This is a genomic window from Okeania sp. SIO3I5, from assembly GCF_010672085.1.
Taxonomy (GTDB): domain Bacteria; phylum Cyanobacteriota; class Cyanobacteriia; order Cyanobacteriales; family Microcoleaceae; genus Trichodesmium.
Genome location: NZ_JAAHHT010000097.1, coordinates 1 through 17,782 on the forward strand (window position 1 = coordinate 1; position 17,782 = coordinate 17,782).

Here is a 17,782-nt window from a genome sequence, read left to right on the forward strand (position 1 = left end):
GGCTCCGGCTACGGCGAAAGCGAAGGCTCCAGCTACGGCGAAGGCTCCAGCTACGGCTCCGGCTACGGCCACGGCTACGGCCACGGCTCCGGCTACGGCTCCGGCTCCGGCTACGGCGAAGGCCGAGTTTTCTATTCCTATATAAATAAATATTATCCAGAATATAATAGTTACAACTAAAGACACCCAACCAGAAATTTGATTACTGACACTACTTGAATCAAAAATTAGTAATATCAAACTTGAAATGAATAGACTCAAATAAGCTGATATACCAACTAAAACAAAAACACCAACAAGCAAAACCACCACCCAACGCTTCTGTAACCCTGCCTTAGCTCCACAAAACTTAGTACCCGTTAGATTTGCGCCACGAAAATTAGTACCCCGAATGTCGGCAAAACTAAAATCTGCATCAGACAAATCTTCTCCCTGAAAAGACAAACCTCTCAGATTAGCTCTTTGGAAATTTCGTTTATCTTCTTGTTTATATTGTTGCAATATTTCACGTTTACGGCGATTCATATTTTTTATCTATTAATAAGGATTTAGAAGAGGCGGTGCGTTAATGAAATTTAACGCACCCTACAAGATTTGATCGGGGTTAACACCTATTTCTCTGAGTAATTCTGCTAGTCTACCAGCACGTTGACGTTGCTGTTCGGCACGTTGCCGTTGCTGTTCGGCACGTTGCCGTTGCTGTTCGGCACGTTTGCCTGACTGTTCAGCACGTTTGTCTGACTCTTCGGCACATTGTTCCCAGTAAGCACGTTGCCGTTCCCAATAAGCACTTTGCCGTTCCTGTTCGGGGTCAATACCTCTTTCTTTCAGCAACTCTGCTAGTTTATCAGCACGTTGTTCTGCTTTTTCCCTGGCTCTGTCTAACTCTACAAAACTCAGAAATTTTGCCGTATCTGGTCGCTCTATTTCTAAACTTTCTGGTGCAATAAGTAACTCTGCCATGCGTTCAGCACGTTCTTCTTCTTGCTGCATAGCTTGGTATGATTCCACAAAAGTTAGAAACTTTCTCCCATTTGGTCGATATATTTCCAAAATTTCTGGTGTAAGTTGAAAACGAATACCTAAACGGGGACTCACCCAACCATCGACTTTTTCTATTGTTTCTAAGCGTTCCCCAACTCTAATTAAACCTGTAAACTTTATATTATCGGGGTCATAAATGTAATATTCTTCAACTCCATAATTTTGATAACATAACTGTTTATTCATCATTTCTCTAGGAGTATTTCGTGGTGACAAAATCTCAAATACCACCTGGGGTGCAATATTTTCCTCCTCCCACTGTTTATAAGAACCACGATCGCCTTTTGGTCTACCAAAAACCACCATTGTATCAGGAGCAATACGAGTTTGATTATTGCCTTCTATGGGATACCACAGCAAATCTCCAGCAACAAATACATCAGGAACATCAGCAAATAAACTTTCCAGGTTTTCTTTAATAGTGACTATCCAGCGAAACTGTTTTGTATTATCTGCTATTGGTTGACCATCGCTATCTGGGTAAATAATTTCTGGTTTTGTATCATTAGTTAATTCTTCTACCATAATTATGTCGTTTCAGTTATCAGTTTTTTTATCTATTTTTTATCTATAGGACTTACGCAAAGAAACCCGGTTTCTACGATAAATCCTTGTTTTGAGCAATAGATGTCTACGAGAAACCGGGTTTCTGGGTTCACATGGCTTTAGTCCTGTATTAATAAAGATTGAGTAGTCCAATAGGGGCGAATAGCCATTCGCCCCTACAACCTATAAGATTTGATCGGGGTCAATACCACTTTCTCTGAGTAACTTTGCTAATTTATCAGCAAGTTGTTCTGCTTGTTCAGCACGTTTGCCTGACTGTTCGGCACGTTGCCGTTCCTGTTCAGCACGTTGCCGTTCTTGTTCAGCACGTTGCCGTTCCTGTTCAGCACGTTGCCGTTCTTGTTCAGCACGTTGTTCTGCTTGTTCCCTAGCTTGGTCTAACTCTACAGGAGTCAGAAACTTTCTCCCATCTGGTAGATATATTTCCAAACTTTCTGGTGCAGCTTGAAAGCGAATACCTAAACGGGGACTCACCCAACCATCCACTTCTTCTATTTTTCTCAAGCTTTTCCCAACTCTAATGTAACCTGTCAAATTTATTTTATCGGGGTCATAAACATAATATTCTTCAACTCCATAATCATCATAAGATTGTAGTTTCTTCCTCATTTCTTTAGGAGTGTTTCCCGGCGACAAAACCTCAAATACTACCTGGGGGGCAATATTTTCCTCTTTGCACTGTATATAAGAACCACGATCGCCTTTTGGTCTGCCAAAAACCACCATTGCATCAGGAGCAATACGAGTTTTATTGTTATCTTTAATCGGATACCAGAGCAAGTCACCAGCAACAAATACATCAGGAACTTTCGCAAATAAAATTTCCAGGTTTTCTTTAATAATGACTATCCAGCGAAACTGTTTTGTATTATCTGCCATTGGTTGACCGTCGCTATCTGGGTAAATAATTTCTGGTTTTGTATCAGTAGTTAATTCTTTTACCATACTATGTTATTTTAGTTATCAGTTATCAGTACCTCCGGCTAAACCCAGAGGCTTGAGACCTTATTTTTTAGTCATTATGAAAGATGATTGATATATCTTTATGCTACACTCTGAAGTACAGAATGTGAGATAAAATCTTATTTTCTCAAGTAAGTAAATAGGAACTACCCAAAAAAGGAAATTAAAATACTATAGCAATCCTAAATTGGTTGTAACATTTTATCCTAGGGTTGACTGCCATTAACCCTTACTAAAATTGTATTTAACTGAAGTGAAATTAACGACAAAGACCTTAAAAATAATTTAAAATATTAAGCAATCTCATACTTAAATTTATTAAGACCCAATTTCCCAATTATATTCCCAAATCCAAACATAGCAATTATGACTCAAACTGCACTGAATATTGGGACAACCCTAACCAAAACCCAAAACGACGTCGAACTGCGTAAAGTATTCAAAGTATTTGAAGGCCATACAGCAGTACGAGGTGTGGACTTCAATATCCGTCAAGGAGAATTTTTTAGTATTCTAGGGCCTTCTGGCTGTGGTAAAACTACAACGTTACGCTTAATAGCTGGGTTTGAAACCCCATCAGCGGGTGAAATAATGATTCGAGGCCAATCTATGAATCAAACTCCTGCTTACCGTCGCCCAGTCAATACTGTTTTTCAAAGCTACGCTTTATTTAACCATTTGACCGTTAAAAATAATATTGCTTTTGGACTACGAATCAAACGTTTAGGAAAAGCTGAAACTGAGGAAAAAGTAGCACAAGTTTTGCAGTTGGTGAAAATGGAGAAATTTGCCGATCGCTATCCTCATCAAATATCCGGTGGGCAACAACAACGGGTGGCTTTAGCAAGGGCTTTAGTAAATCGTCCAGCAGTATTATTATTAGATGAACCTCTCGGTGCCCTAGACTTAAAGCTACGCAAAGAAATGCAAATGGAATTGTCCAATTTACATCGAGATTTGGGCGTTACATTTGTGATGGTAACTCACGACCAAGAAGAGGCCATGAGTATGTCAGACCGTATTGCTGTGATGCACGAGGGTAGAATAGAACAAATAGGTTCTCCTCAAGAAATTTACGAGCGCCCCGAAAGTCCATTTGTGGCAGATTTTATTGGAGATACGAATTTATTTCAAGGTCGGGTGGAATATAATCATAGTTCTAGTCTGGTTGTTAAGACAGATAGTGGTCTACAGATTTCTGTAGAACAGTCAAAATTGAGCGAGAAGGAACAAAATGGAGAAATATATGGAGGTGCTTCAGTAGTTGTAAGTGTACGACCAGAAAAAGTTAATCTCAGTCTGTATTGCCCAGATGTATCAGAAAATTGTTTTGAAGGCAGGTTGACTAATATAATGTATATGGGAACTCATGTACATTATCAAGTAAATTTGTTGTCGGGCGATCGGATGATGGTAAGGCAACCAAATACAGAAGGAACTTTGCCAAACCCAGATACTCCTATTTATGTTTACTGGTCAAAACAACATTGTTTGGCTTTAAGTGAATCAAGATCTTCAATAATTAATAATTAATAATTAATAATTAATAATTATTAAAAAGGAGAGGCTTAAAGCCTCTATTTTTCGGTAAAAATATTTAAATACACTTGAATTTTTAACGTAAACTTACTTTTGACTTTGAACTTTTTGTAACTATTGTGCCTCCAACTAATTTACAGAAATACCAGCGAAATAATGTAGCGAAATTGAGTTACCAGGAAGATACTCGTACTTCTAGACGTCAATTTCTAAAAGCGTCAGCAGCTACCATCGCAGTTTCAACCCTTTCTAGTTGTGGTTGGAGATTAGCTGAAGTGAAATCTAACTCCAGAATGCAGGGTAATTCAGATTTACTCTACATATATACTTGGGCAGGATATACTGATCGAGATTTGCTCGATCGCTTCTACGATGAAACTGGTATCAAAGTAGTTGCAGATGTCTTTGACTCTAACGAGTCGATGCTAGCTAGAATACAAGCAGGAGGAGGTGGAGCATATAGTATTATCTATCCCTCTGATTATATGGTGCAAAAAATGGCTGCCCTAAACTTGTTGACAGAGTTAGACAAATCTCTAATTATTGGTTTAGACGATCTATTTCCCCAATTTCAAGACCCGGTATACGATCCAGGTAATGTCTATAGTGTACCTGTAAGTTGGGGAACTACTGGTTTAATTTACAATAGCAAACTTTTACCGACAGCGCCTACTGACTGGGAGTATCTCTGGGAAAATAGAGATTTAGTATTGAAGCGGATGACTTTAGTCAATGACGTGCGCGAGGTGATGGGGTGTGCTTTAAGAAAATTAGGATATTCTTATAACTCTACCAATGTAGAAAATATTAGGCAAGCTTACGAAGAGTTACTTATACTCAGACCAGCGATCGCTTCTTTTACTACAGATGGTTGGCGCTCTCAAATTTTAGTAGAAGATTTGTTGATTGCTATGTGTTATTCTTCTGATGCAGCAGAAATTAAACCTGAAAATGAAGATTTAGAATATATTACCCCACGCAGTGGTTCCTCCCTATGGATAGATACATTAGTAATTCCGAAAAATGCTCCTAACCCAGATGGTGCTTATCAATGGATTAACTTTATGTTACAGCCAGATATTGCAGCGGAAATTGTAGAAAGACTCAGTTTTACGACACCTTCTCGTGCAGCTTATCAAATGTTACCAGAAGAATTAAAAGAAGACCCTACTTTATTTCCCCCAGAGTCAATTCTTCAAAACTGCGAAAGTTTGGCTCCACTGGGTAAATATGAAGAAGTTTATCAAAGATACTGGACTAAATTAACAAGTGGATAATTTTCAATAATTAATAATGGATAATTGATAATGGATAATTACTTCTGGTTAAAACCGTAATAGAATTGAATATAAGGATATCTTATTTCTTTTTCTCCCCTTCTAAGGAGAGGCTTTAAACCTAACATAACAATTATCAATTGGTAAAGTAGGAAGAAGACAAATTCCTGATTTTATTTATGTGATTCTTCTACACACTTTTTTAGTTATTAAAGCCTAAGTAAAGGTTAATAAATTTCCTTGTTCCTAAACATATATAGCACTAACCATTTAGGCATTGAAAACTCTCAGTCAGATATTACTGTTAACTTTTGACTTTGAACTTCGCGTAGAACTATAGAACCCAATCCTTGAGAAATTTTCCAATTTCTATAGTATAGCAGTCGAAGCAAAGATTAGGACATTTATAAATGCTGAAACCTTTTGACAGTTTACTATTCCCTATTCACGCTTCGCGTAGCGCTATATTATTTTTGAATTTTGACTTTTGAATTTTGAATTTGCAAATATGACTACTCCTACTAAAACATCTGCTCCAGCTTTCCCTAATTCTCAGTCAAAAAATGGTATAAGTCAAATATTTTCTAAACTGTTGGGTCCTCTAGTTTTATTAGGTCCGGCAGGTTTATGGTTATTGTTTTTATTAGTATTGCCAACCTTAGTAATTTTTCAGCTAAGTTTAGTAGAAAATATTAGACCAGGAGATTTAGTAATTCCTGACGGTATCGGTAACTATTTACGAGTATTTGACCCCTTGAATTTAAAGGTAATTTGGCGTTCAATAAATTTGGCTACAGGTACAACAATTTTGTGTTTATTATTAGGATTTCCTGTAGCTTATTGGATTGCTTTAATGTCACCAAAACAGTGGCGAAATCTACTTTTATTGGGTTTTGTTTTGCCACTTTGGACTTCATCTTTGTTACGTTCTTATGCTTGGATTACAATTTTACGCCCCACTGGTGTATTAAACTCAATTATTGGAATTATTGGATTACCACCTTTGGAATTATTGAATCGAACTCCTGCAGTTTTAATTGGCATGAGTTATAGTTATTTACCTTATATTGTGACAGTTCTTTATGCTTCTTTAGAAAAATTAGACCGGAGATTATTAGAAGCATCATCCGATTTAGGTGCTACTCCTATACAAACTTTTTGGAAAGTAACAGTTCCCCAAAGTTTACCTGGTATTGCAGCAGGTTCTTTATTAGTTTTTATTAGTTCTTTAGGAGATTTTGTTGACCCAGAATTATTAGGTGGAGCTTCCAGTATGACTGCTGCTCGATTAATTTATAACCAGTTTTTAGGAGCTACTCAAAATTGGGGTTTTGGTTCATCTTTGAGTATGGTTTTGATTTTAGGAGTAAGTATAGCGATCGCTCTTTTACTAAAATTTGGTGATGGTAAACCCTCGAAATAAATTCAAAATTCAAAATTCAAAATTCAAAATTCAAAAGTAATATAATTTTTGTCATATCAAGTATATTATCAATTCAAAATTCAAAATTCAAAAGTAATACAGCAACCCAGTGCGAGCATCTTGCTCGCTTCGGGGTGTACCTCACGCCTGGTGAAACCCGCTGTATATTGTTTGTCATATCAACTATATTTATTATAAAGTCAAAAGTTAGAGCAAATCCCAAATATACCTATCGCGGGCAAGATGCTCGCACTACAATAATTTTACTATTCGCTCCTTGTACATCATTAGTCCGAAATATGCTTTATAAGTCAAAAAGACTACTCCCTACCCCCTATTTCCAACAAAAAATAAAGATTAACTAACTAGTTAAAGATGACAAATACTGTAATAAACCCAGAAGATGATATCCCAATAGATATGTCTAAATCTCAACCTAAACTTCAGATTTCTTGGCAGGTAATATTTACAGTTTTAATGTTCCTATTTATGTACCTGCCGATTTTTGTCCTGACTTTTTATAGTTTCAATAAATCTAAATATAGCGCTGGATGGGAAGGTTTTACCTGGCAATGGTATGTCAAACTTTTTCAGGATACTAGGATTTTAACTGCTCTTCAAAATAGTTTAACTGTAGCTATTTGTGCTGTAGCTATTTCGGCAGTTATTGGTACTTTAATGGCAGTAGGTTTAGCAAAATATAAGTTTCGTGGTAAGTCCTTATATCTAGGCATTTCTTATTTGCCATTAATTATTCCTGATATAGCGATCGCTGTAGCTACTTTAGTATTTTTAGCTGCATTGGCAATTAGATTAAGTTTATGGACAATTATTGCAGCTCATATTGTTTTTTGTTTAGCTTATGTAGCTTTAGTTGTCTCCACAAGATTAGCAGATTTAGACCCTAATTTAGAGGAAGCTGCCCTTGATTTAGGGGCAACACCACTAGAAGCTTTTATGCAAGTATTATTACCCCAATTATTGCCAGGAATTTTGTCTGGATGTTTGCTATCTTTTGTACTAAGTATGGATGATTTTTTAATTGCTAGTTTTACCGCAGGGAGTGGAGCAACAACATTGCCAATGGAAATTTTTAGTCGGATTCGTACAGGAGTAAAACCAGATATTAATGCTCTGAGTGTAATTTTAATTATAGGTTCAGGAGCAATAGCAATTATTGGAGAATTTTTGCGGAATAGGGGTGAGAAAAAAAATAAGGGCATAATCTAGTAATCAAGAAATTATATTGGTCATTTGAAGTGATTGAGCTGTTTTGGCGATCGCCCAACTTAAGAATGGCCATGAGTATCTAGATCGCCACCTTGAACTTTTAACCCACATTCCGCAGTTCAATTTGTATTGTTAAAAGTAGTATAAAAATCTGTGTTTTGGTAAATATTTATACTATGCAAATCATCTCAATTACTTTTTTCGTCGATTAAATTCCGAGTAAATAATTAAGCATAAATACTTGCTTGATTGATTACTCAATTACGGCAGCTATGATTTTCTTCTAAAATTCTGTCTCCAGTAGGGGCGAACGGCCGTTCGCCCCTACGACTCCTGACTCCTTCTTCCATACTATATTTTGTGGTGCGGAATGTGAGTTTTAACTAACGTGGCTTAATTTCTATTTTATGAGATATAGGCCCAAAATCCAAGTTCAAATTTTTTTGTCTGAGGGGGTTGCTAAATTTAGATTAGTTCTGCTAACATAGTTGAATTGTGAGCAAATTTTAAATTAAATAATTTTGCTTCCTGGAGAGGTGGCCGAGTGGTTTAAGGCGCAGCACTGGAAATGCTGTTATGGGGTAACTTATACGGGGGTTCGAATCCCCCCCTCTCCGTCAGGGTCAATTTATTGTTACTAGAGAAAAAAAGAGGAGGGGAGTGGGAAGTGTGGCAATCACAGGAGCTTAACAAAATGTAGGGCTGTAAATATTCTCTGACGACAAAGAATTAGTCTTGCCCTTCTCCGTTATTTAGGAACTATGAATAGAAACCGGGTTTGTATTAAATGCCCTTGTACGGATGTTGCTTGAGCATTAATGCGTTTTCCGTTCCGGAATGCTCCGCTTTCTATGTCGCTCCGCGTTAACGGAGTTGTGATGCAAGCTAAACGTCCCTACCATTGACCTCCCATAAACCCGGTTTCTTAGTATAGGGATAAAATATTTTGATTACCTTATTCTCGAAAGAGAATAATTTAACTTTTCAACCAATTATACCAATTATTTAAACCCTCTCCACTAATAGCAGAAACCTGAAAAATTTGAATCTGAGGATTTACCTGTTTTGCATATTCAATACAGCGATCGACATCAAATTGTAGATAAGGTAATAAATCAATTTTTGTCAGAATCATTACCTGACTTTCCCGAAACATATAGGGATATTTAATCGGTTTATCTTCTCCTTCGGTAACTGATAGAATTGTTACCTTAGAATTTTCTCCTAAATCAAATAGAGCAGGGCAAACTAAATTTCCCACATTTTCAATCATCAAAATTGAATTTAAAGGAGGGTTTAATTCTGTATAACCTTTCTCTACCATTGCAGCTTCTAAATGACAGCCTTTGCCAGTATTAATTTGCACTACTTTACAACCAGTTTGGCGAATTTTTTCTGCATCATTAATAGTTTCTTGATCGCCTTCTATAACGCTAAAAGTTAATTCAGATTTTAAATCATTAATAGTCCGAGCTAATAAAGTTGTTTTGCCAGAACCAGGAGAACTAACTAAATTTAATGCCAGAATATTTCGACCTTTAAACCAACCTCGGTTTTGGGCAGCTATCAGGTCATTTTTCTGTAAAATTTTCTGTTCTAAAGTAATAGTTGTTTCGTGCATTTTGGCATGAACTTCTGCCGTTGCCTGATGATTATGTTCGGGAGTATAATTATCAGAATGAGTATGAGTAATAACAGTGCCATCTGGGAGAGTATGAGTATGGGAATGATGCTTATCTACTGTCATTGTTTCTCCTGTTTGAGAATTAGTAATAGTAATTTGATTATCACCGGAACAACCGCAAGTTACACACATAATTTTTCTTTCTCCATTTCTTTGATTTTTTGTTTTTGAGATTTGATTATAAGTAGGTCATTTCAGTTATCAGTTATCAGTTATCAGTTATCAGTGAACCTCCGACTAAAATCAAAGACTTGAAATATTGAGTTATACCAAATCCGGGTTAAAAAAAAGGTGTATATATATAGTTAACACCTTTTATTCTATGCGGATTTGATATTAAACATTTTTTTCATCCTCTTAAAAGGGGAGGCTTTGATACTCATTTTTTGGTAATATCAAGTCTCATTAATTAGCCGTAATAAAAATCGGCGTTGCTTATGTGTGGGAAGTGTGGGAAGTGTGGTCCGTGTGGGGAGTGAAAGATTCATCCCTTGGTTCAGCAACGCCTAAAAATCTTCTTCTATCCAAGCGAGAAGATTTTTCGTTCCTTACTCCCTACTCCCTACTCCCTCAATTTTTTATTCTGGTTATTCAAAGAGACATGATATAAGTGAGAAAATTTACCGAAAAATTAAGGTATAAAGCCTCTCCATTCATGGAGAAAAAAGCGGTTGAGGGATGGATGGGTTACCTAACTATATCCAATCAACCAAGAGAAGAAAAAAAAATTTTTTTAGGCAATCCTCTTCTTTATAAGAAGCGGTAATTATTAATTATTAATTGTTAATTATTAATTATTTAAAAGTACGTCATTGCGACTGTAAAAAAGTGGAAGGAAGCAATCTCAAGGGTTGAGACTGCACCAAAATTTGGTTATATAGTGAAGTTGATTCGCGTCTACCTACTTAATTAAATTGAAAAAAATTTAATCTCTATTTTCAGTCAGTTTGGCTAATCTTTGAACTTCCTGTAAAGGCAAATCTAAATATTCAGCAATAGTCTCTAAAGTTAAACCTAAACGAATCATATTAGATAGAGATTTTAAGTGGGCTTTTTCTTTGCCTTCATCTTCACCTTCAGCAAAAGCCTCTTGATAAACTTTAGTTTTTTTCAATTCACTTAAACCTAACATTGCTTCAATCTCCTTTCTGGTTTTTTGGGGTAACTTATAAACAATAATTGTTTCAATTAGGTCAATTAAATCTTGTTGAATTTTTGGCTCAATAATTTCCTCTTTGGTTTGAGAAATTAAAGATTTAGCCAAATTAATCGCTTGAGTTTCTGGCTCAATTACCAGTTTAACAACTCCAACCCCTAATGAACCACTTACAGTTTCTTCCAATTCGTTTAAATAAATCCGTTGGACTTGATTTGAGGCTAAAATATTGCCAAAGTGTTGATTTTGTTCTCTTTCGATATTACGACTCGGATAAATAACAACTACTTGCCAAGGATAGGGGGGTTGATATTGTCGTAAAAAGAGAAATAATTCGGCAAATAGACGATAATAGAGATTATCATCTGGTTTAAATTGGACTTCAACAAGGTAAAAAGGTTTATTAGGGTTATTGTCCGTTGGTAGGAATAAAGCATCTAAACGAAAAGATAATTGTTTGACTTCACGGGAGGTAAATTCATAAGTTTGAGTATTGGTATTTGGTTGGTTAATTAGTTCAAAGAAAATTGTCGGAAAGTTGAGAAATATTTGATAGAAAATACTGTCTGTTTTCAAAATATTTATAGTTTAGGGGCAGTAGAAATATTTTACTATACAGTTAATATTTGTTTTGTTATTTATCAGTCATTTGAGCAAAATGTTCCATTAACATTCGGTGGATGAATATGTAACCACCGCCTACTTTTTGGAGGAAGATACGTTCTGCTGCATAGTCGAGAAAACGAGCATAATTCCAGGGGATTTTATTGTTGCAGTAGAGGATGAAACGGAGGAAGAAGTGTTGAATGCAAACTATACCTGAACCTTCTGCGTTAATCAATCCTCCAACAAGACTACAAGCTATACCTAAAATTAAAGGAAATGAAAAAAATGAAGACGACATCCTTACACCAATAGCAATTGGAAACCATTGTGCTGCAATCCATCCTCCTAGAAAACCAAGAACTCCAGTGAATATAGCAGTAACGACAGACTTCCGTATTCCTTGGTTGGGTTTTGTGGTAGCATCAACTTTTGATATCTTTTCTATGCCACCAAAGAATGCAGCAATTATTGCAAAAGTAATTCCAAAAAGTAAAGTAAATTGTACTAAAGATTCTTTACTTGGTTCTAATAAATACATCGGCATAGTCATATAAAACCTTAATATATTACCTAAGTCGGTAAAGGCAAAAAACACTCCAAATAACATACCTATTAGAGTGCTTTTGAAAATATTAAAATAAGCTTTGCCGTATGACCATTTTAAGTCATGCGTTACTTCTATATCTTGTTTTACTTGAGTAACTAATAACCCAAAAATAAGTCCTCCAATTAATGAAAAAGATTTTTTTGCTGTAAAAGATAAAAGTATATTAAAGTTATCATCTGGAAAATAATTATAATACAGATCGACTAAATTAGAAAGATTGTACATCATCAATGCAAATACCAATCCTGAAGCTAATGCTCTGAGAAGACTATTTTCGATTGCGGGAAGTAATCCAGGTATCATTCCAGAAATAAAACTTGATGCAAAAAAGAAAGGAATCTTCCTAGGAAAGAAAAGAACTAAAATTAATCCACAAACTAACCCTAAAAAAGACATTAATCCAAATTTATACAGAAAACGATGGCTCTTTTTTTTCAGCAAAATAGGCTGTATTTGCTCAATTAAAAATACTGTTTGTGACTCCCTAAGCATATTTTGGGCTAACCAACTTAACCAGTATTTTGTTTTAGCTTTAGAATATATTTGTATACCTTTCCAGCGAGCAATACGGTTAAACATCTTCTCAATATAATCATCAAAAAGTTGTTTCTTTCGCTCTTCTATCACTTCAGTTTTCGGCAAGTCTTCAACAGCTACTCCCTGATAAGTTAGAGTCATAATATTCAACATCAGAGGCGATTGCGCTAACTCTTGCAATGCTTTATCTTCTGCAATGAGCTTTCTTAAACTTCTTAATTTTTTACCAAAACTCTTCAAATAACAATTGACTTGTTTTAAAGTTAGTTCCTTTATATAAACTGCACTCTGAAACTTCAAACGATTAGACAAAGCTTCATAGTCTTTAATTCGACTGCAAACAACTAACTCTACACCGTAATTTGTCTTAAATTGGTTCAATGCAACAATACAATTATCTCGATACTCTTTGTTAACTTCATCCAAACCATCAAGCAATGGCAATAATTTTTGCTGAGTTATCAAAACTTGTGCTATTTTTTTAGGAACATCGTACTTAATATTCAGTTCCTCTGCTAGCCAATATTCTATCTTTTGCCGTTTATTTACCCAGGATGAAAGGTTAAAGACCACAGGAATTAAAAGGTTGGTGTTTTGTTCAGCACGGGCAATTAAATCCCTAGTTAATTCTAATAATGTTGTGGTCTTTCCTGCTCCTGGTTCCCCTAATATTAGTAAACTCCCCGCACCAATTTCGTCAAAAATTTCAATTATCTTAGTACCACTCGGTAGAGGTTGGGGCGAATTGTCCCCCGTATCTAAAATCATACTCCAGGGATTAGCGATCGCATCGGGGCGTTCCTCTAGGCCAAACTCTACTTGGTTATAGAGGGACTTTTCTAGAACACCTTTCACCCAAAAGTTCTTGACTTTTGTTAGTAGTGCCTGACGGTTACGATATTCTTGGGGTGTTAAGTCTGCTTGCTGATTTAGAATAACATTATTATAATTATGAATCTCACTGCCGATTTGATTAGCATCAGCACTTTCAACATTAACAAATGCTCCACCAAACTGGGAATTCCGTAGATCATTCTTAGAGACTTTTCTGGGTTTTTCCGACATAGATATTTACCAATGCGATAGCCTATTAGGTTTCTGCTTCAATCCAACCTTTGACCATTTCAATAGGAATTCCAATAGGAGCAAACAAAATTTTTAATGCTTCAATTCCTCCTTGTTTTAGAGCATTTCTTAGTCTTGCCTTAAGTGTGGAATTTTGCTTAATTTCTTGTTGCAAAGTTACAGCTAAAGCACTCTGTTTTTCAATTTCTGTTGCATTTGGATAACTTTGTTCGAGTTGTTGTAAAAGTTGTTGAATTTCTGCTGCTGCATCTGCTAGGTTTTGTTTTTGTTCAGAAGAATAATTGTGAATTGTTCCGGCTGCCTGTTTAGCTTCAACTTTCTCAAAATTAATATATCCTCCGGTAAAACTTGCACCTCTAAAGTCATTTTTAGTGAATTTTTTTTGCGCATCTGCCATAAAAGTATCTCCTTTAGGTTGATAAGTTTGTGTATAAAAACTAGGACGCTGTAACGCCGTTTCTAGCCTATTTTCTAAATTATACATCCTATTATCTTTTTTGGCTAAAAGTGCCTTTACTTCGGCTTCAGCTCAAGCTTTGATAAAGTTTTTTGGGATTTTTTCAGTTATAAAGGGACAAGTCTATTGTACAACATAAATTTTACTCAACCGAAAAAGTTGAAGTAGTTAACTTTAGGTTTCCCTCAAATCTTTTGATATTAAACACATAATTCTTCTACTTCCATTTCCTTAATTTTAAGTTCTTGACCTTGAATAATATCAAGTTCAACACTGTTGCAAACATGACAAACTCCGAATGGTTTCTCTAGAGGAATTTCTGTCGCACATTGACGACATTTTCCTAAACCTGGAATTTTGATAATTTCTAAAGTTGCTCCTTCTAAAACAGTGCCTTTACTACAAATATCAAAACAAAATTCAATAGCATCGGGCATAATTGCAGAAAGTTCACCTATCTCTAAAGTGACTCTTTTTACTGATTTATCCCCAGCATTTTCAGCAACTATGGCAACAATATTTTGAGTAATTCCTAATTCGTGCATATTTACAAAATTTTTTCAGTTTTTCAGGTAATTTTCAAGTTAAAAGTTAGAAGATAAGGAGAGAATTTTCAGCCTAAAAAATTTAGTTTGAGACTATTTATATTGACTGATAAAAAAACTATTTTCTCTCTCTTAAAAAAATGTCAGTAGTAGGCGATCGCCCACTACATTTTTTAATTACAAAACTTCATCAGGGTTAATACCTCTTTCCCTGAGAATTTCTGCTAGTTTGTCAGCTCGTTGTTTCTCCTGTTCGGCACGTTTTTTTTCCTGTTCGGCACGTTTTTTTTCTTGTTCGGCACGTTTTTTTTCCTGTTCAGCTCGTTGTTTTTCCTCTTCAGCACGTTGTTTTTCTTGTTCAGCTCGTTCATCTCCAGTTAACAAAATATTCCCCGAATCATCACACCAGCGCAACCAATCATATTCTTTTCCTTCAAAAATACCATGCCAAATTGTTAAACGTAATCCCACTTGAGACAAATAGAAATTTCCTAGCTCTACATAACTATTACCTCGTAATTCATAGACTCGTAAAATAGTTTCCCCAAGTTGTTTAAGTGGGTCAAAAACTACATAATAACCAACCGCAGCAAAAGCATAATCTTGTAATTTACTACCTAGTACATTACCGATTTTATTAGAGACAATTTCGATGGCTACTTCTGGAGGTTTGCCAAAAGAAAATACAAAATAAGAACGATTCTGTTTTTGACTCCAATCTTCCGGTACTTTGACTCGTAAACTGACGAGAACTTCTGGTACAAGTGGTGGTATTTTATTGCCGTAAAAAAGCCCGACATTGGCAGTTGCTAAAAATGGTAAGTCTGTTTGGAAAGAACTGTATAAAGTAGTAGTTAATAGTCGTTGTTGTTTCTCAGTAATTAAATTATCCACAGGAGTATCATCCTCAGTAATAACTTCACTAATATCTGGTTCTACAAATTCAAAATCTTCTGGTTGCTTTTTGAAACTTTTGGGGGCTAATTCAATATTTGTTTGTGTTGGTAATATAGACATAATTTTTTTCCTTTATTAATTAGGGAATAGGGAACAGGGAACAGGGAATAGGGAATATAAGAATAGTCCTATAAGTTTACCTCACTATGCTCAAAAGTGCTGTAAATAAATTATTAATTATTAATTGTTGAAAGACTGCCACAGAGCATCAACTTCATCTGGTGTATAAATATCCTCACTTGTTAATTCCACAAAATCTTGTAAACGACGATTTAAAAAAGTTCTAGCAACTTTAATTATTTCTGCTTCTGGATAATTATAATGAACCCAAATCTTAACTTCAAAGGAATTTATTCCATCTGAGTTTAGCAAGAATTTGACCAGATGATACTTATCAGAAAATCCAGGACGTTCTTGATACTTATTAAGTTCGATAATTTCAATTTTAGCATCAAAAAAAATTGTCATGTTCTTTAAATATTGGGTTTTAAACTTCAAAATTTGATATTAATATTATGTCCGGTTCAATACTTATACTTTGGAGTCAGGAAGGCATAAAGAAAAAAAGGTTCAAAGGGAAAATATTTTTTGAGCGAGTGTCAAAGTTTTGAGCCTATAAAATTTGACTTTTAACTTCTATAAGTGGGAGGGTTGGGAGAAATTACCCCGACAAAATTTCCATCATCGGTGCATCCGTGCCCAAATCGGTGTCTAGCTCATCCGTGCCCAAATCGGTGTCTTGCTCATCCGTGAAAAAATCTTTGGGAAAATATTTTTTGAGCGAGTGTCAAAGTTTTGAGCCTATAAAATTTGACTTTTAACTTCTATAAGTGGGAGGGTTGGGAGAAATTACCCCGACAAAATTTCCATCATCGGTGCATCCGTGCCCAAATCGGTGTCTAGCTCATCGGTGACCAAATCCGTGTCTTGCTCATCCGTGCCCAAATCCCTGTCTTGCTCTTGTCTTGCTCTTGTCTTGCTCCTCCCTAACAAATTCTTGGCAGTTGGTCTCCCACCAACATATCTACAATACGCTCGGTGCCGAATATAGTTTGCAACAACAAAATTCCGGGAGGAGAAGCAATAACTTCGCCCACAATAGCAGCATCAATACCCGCAGGATGAGATTTCATTGCTGCCAACACAGTTTCCGCTTTTTCTCCCGGCACCACCGTCACTAACTTACCCTCATTGGCAAAATATAAAGGATCGAGACCGAGAATTTCACAGACTCCCTGCACCTCTTCCCGCACTGGTAGGGAAGATTCAAAAAGTCGTATTCCTACTTCGGAACTCATGGCAAATTCATTTAATACTGTCGCCACACCTCCACGGGTAGCATCTCGCATCGCCTTAACTTCCGGACAAACATCGAGAATCGTATCAACCAAACCATTCAAAGGTTGAGTATCGCTGTTGACTTCCGTTGCCAGAGCGAGGTCTCCACGGGCGATCGTAATAGCTGCTCCGTGGTCTCCAAGATAACCATTCACAATAACGGCATCCCCTGGTTGGAGATTTTGCGCGGAAATAGAAACACCAGAACGAATTACACCAACCCCCGCAGTATTGATAAATAATTTATCGGCAGCACCACGGTGAACAACTTTTGTGTCTCCAGTGACAATTTTAACTCCAGCGACATCTGCTGCAACTTTCATACTTTTTGCTATTTCTCGGAGGGAGTCAACAGAGAAACCTTCCTCAATAATCATTCCGCAGGAGAGATATAAAGGTTTTGCTCCACTCATCGCTAGATCGTTAACAGTACCGTTGACTGCCAGTTCGCCGATATTACCTCCAGGAAAAAATATCGGGTCAACTACATAAGAGTCGGTGGTAAAAGCAAGTCTGTCTCCTTGAGCAGTGAGAGTCGCTAGGTCAAATGTTGCTTGATCCTCTAGTTGAGATAGGGTAGGGTTGTCAAAGTTGCCGACAAAAATATCTTCTATGAGGTCGCGCATTGCTTTGCCACCGCTACCATGAGCGAGAGTAATGTTGGTATCGCGCACCTTTGTCGGGCGACGTCGCGCTCGTTCAATTTTTTGAAATAAAGGATGTTGCTTGGGTGTCATTTCAGTTATCAGTTATCAGTTATCAGTTA

General features: G+C 36.3%; 16 protein-coding genes, 1 tRNA gene and 1 pseudogene. 6 read left to right on the plus strand and 12 right to left on the minus strand.

Going from position 1 to position 17,782, the window contains the following annotated elements:
- The 3 genes and pseudogenes from F6K40_RS20935 to F6K40_RS20945 all read right to left on the minus strand — a co-directional run.
- On the minus strand, nt 1-525 hold a 525-nt coding region (locus F6K40_RS20935), incomplete at its 3' end, for a pentapeptide repeat-containing protein (protein ID WP_293139040.1).
- Between the two features lie 276 nt (nt 526-801).
- Nucleotides 802-1,569: pseudogene (locus tag F6K40_RS20940) on the minus strand (Uma2 family endonuclease); the annotation flags it as partial.
- 204 nt (nt 1,570-1,773) lie between these two features.
- A complete protein-coding gene (locus F6K40_RS20945) occupies nt 1,774-2,556 on the minus strand; it encodes a Uma2 family endonuclease (RefSeq protein ID WP_293139041.1) in 783 nt (260 codons plus the stop codon).
- A 384-nt stretch (nt 2,557-2,940) separates the two neighbouring features.
- On the opposite strand from F6K40_RS20945, the gene F6K40_RS20950 reads away from it, so the two are divergent.
- The 5 genes from F6K40_RS20950 to F6K40_RS20970 all read left to right on the plus strand — a co-directional run bounded on the left by F6K40_RS20950 (nt 2,941) and on the right by F6K40_RS20970 (nt 8,660).
- Nucleotides 2,941-4,107 (plus strand): ABC transporter ATP-binding protein, encoded by a 1,167-nt coding sequence (locus F6K40_RS20950; RefSeq protein ID WP_293139042.1) that lies wholly within the window; start codon nt 2,941-2,943, stop codon nt 4,105-4,107.
- Nucleotides 4,108-4,280: 173 nt separating this feature from the next.
- Complete coding sequence (locus tag F6K40_RS20955; protein ID WP_293139069.1) at nt 4,281-5,390, plus strand: ABC transporter substrate-binding protein; 1,110 nt, start codon at nt 4,281-4,283, stop codon at nt 5,388-5,390.
- Nucleotides 5,391-5,898: 508 nt separating this feature from the next.
- Nucleotides 5,899-6,813, plus strand: coding sequence for an ABC transporter permease (locus tag F6K40_RS20960; RefSeq protein ID WP_293139043.1), 915 nt, complete (start codon nt 5,899-5,901; stop codon nt 6,811-6,813).
- A gap of 375 nt (nt 6,814-7,188) precedes the next feature.
- Nucleotides 7,189-8,043: an ABC transporter permease gene (locus F6K40_RS20965; protein ID WP_293139044.1), complete on the plus strand. Its 855-nt coding sequence runs from the start codon at nt 7,189-7,191 to the stop codon at nt 8,041-8,043.
- 530 nt (nt 8,044-8,573) lie between these two features.
- A tRNA-Ser gene (locus tag F6K40_RS20970) sits at nt 8,574-8,660 on the plus strand.
- Between the two features lie 359 nt (nt 8,661-9,019).
- On the opposite strand, the gene hypB is transcribed toward F6K40_RS20970, so the two are convergent.
- Nucleotides 9,020-9,859 (minus strand): hydrogenase nickel incorporation protein HypB, encoded by an 840-nt coding sequence (gene hypB, locus F6K40_RS20975; RefSeq protein WP_293139045.1) that lies wholly within the window; start codon nt 9,857-9,859, stop codon nt 9,020-9,022.
- A 307-nt stretch (nt 9,860-10,166) separates the two neighbouring features.
- Between hypB and F6K40_RS20980 the strand changes: the two genes are divergently transcribed.
- Nucleotides 10,167-10,337, plus strand: a complete 171-nt coding sequence (locus F6K40_RS20980) for a hypothetical protein (protein ID WP_293139046.1) — start codon at nt 10,167-10,169, stop codon at nt 10,335-10,337.
- 315 nt (nt 10,338-10,652) lie between these two features.
- Here the strand turns inward: F6K40_RS20980 and F6K40_RS20985 are convergent, their stop codons facing one another.
- From F6K40_RS20985 to hypE, 8 genes are all read right to left on the minus strand, one after another.
- Nucleotides 10,653-11,459 carry an Rpn family recombination-promoting nuclease/putative transposase gene (locus F6K40_RS20985; RefSeq protein WP_293139047.1) on the minus strand — a complete coding sequence of 269 codons (807 nt, stop codon included), beginning with the start codon at nt 11,457-11,459 and terminating at the stop codon, nt 10,653-10,655.
- A 58-nt stretch (nt 11,460-11,517) separates the two neighbouring features.
- Nucleotides 11,518-13,698, minus strand: coding sequence for an NACHT domain-containing protein (locus tag F6K40_RS20990; protein WP_293139048.1), 2,181 nt, complete (start codon nt 13,696-13,698; stop codon nt 11,518-11,520).
- 25 nt (nt 13,699-13,723) lie between these two features.
- Nucleotides 13,724-14,203, minus strand: coding sequence for a hypothetical protein (locus tag F6K40_RS20995; RefSeq protein ID WP_293139049.1), 480 nt, complete (start codon nt 14,201-14,203; stop codon nt 13,724-13,726).
- A 173-nt stretch (nt 14,204-14,376) separates the two neighbouring features.
- Nucleotides 14,377-14,721, minus strand: coding sequence for a hydrogenase maturation nickel metallochaperone HypA (gene hypA / locus F6K40_RS21000; protein WP_293139050.1), 345 nt, complete (start codon nt 14,719-14,721; stop codon nt 14,377-14,379).
- A 177-nt stretch (nt 14,722-14,898) separates the two neighbouring features.
- A complete protein-coding gene (locus F6K40_RS21005) occupies nt 14,899-15,738 on the minus strand; it encodes a Uma2 family endonuclease (RefSeq protein ID WP_293139051.1) in 840 nt (279 codons plus the stop codon).
- A 120-nt stretch (nt 15,739-15,858) separates the two neighbouring features.
- Nucleotides 15,859-16,146, minus strand: a complete 288-nt coding sequence (locus tag F6K40_RS21010; protein ID WP_293139052.1) for a hypothetical protein — start codon at nt 16,144-16,146, stop codon at nt 15,859-15,861.
- Nucleotides 16,147-16,527: 381 nt separating this feature from the next.
- A complete protein-coding gene (locus F6K40_RS21015; RefSeq protein ID WP_293139053.1) occupies nt 16,528-16,671 on the minus strand; it encodes a hypothetical protein in 144 nt (47 codons plus the stop codon).
- Nucleotides 16,665-17,753: a hydrogenase expression/formation protein HypE gene (gene hypE, locus F6K40_RS21020; RefSeq protein ID WP_293139054.1), complete on the minus strand. Its 1,089-nt coding sequence runs from the start codon at nt 17,751-17,753 to the stop codon at nt 16,665-16,667. Before hypE ends, F6K40_RS21015 begins: the two co-directional genes overlap by 7 nt.
- Nucleotides 17,754-17,782 lie beyond the last annotated feature (29 nt).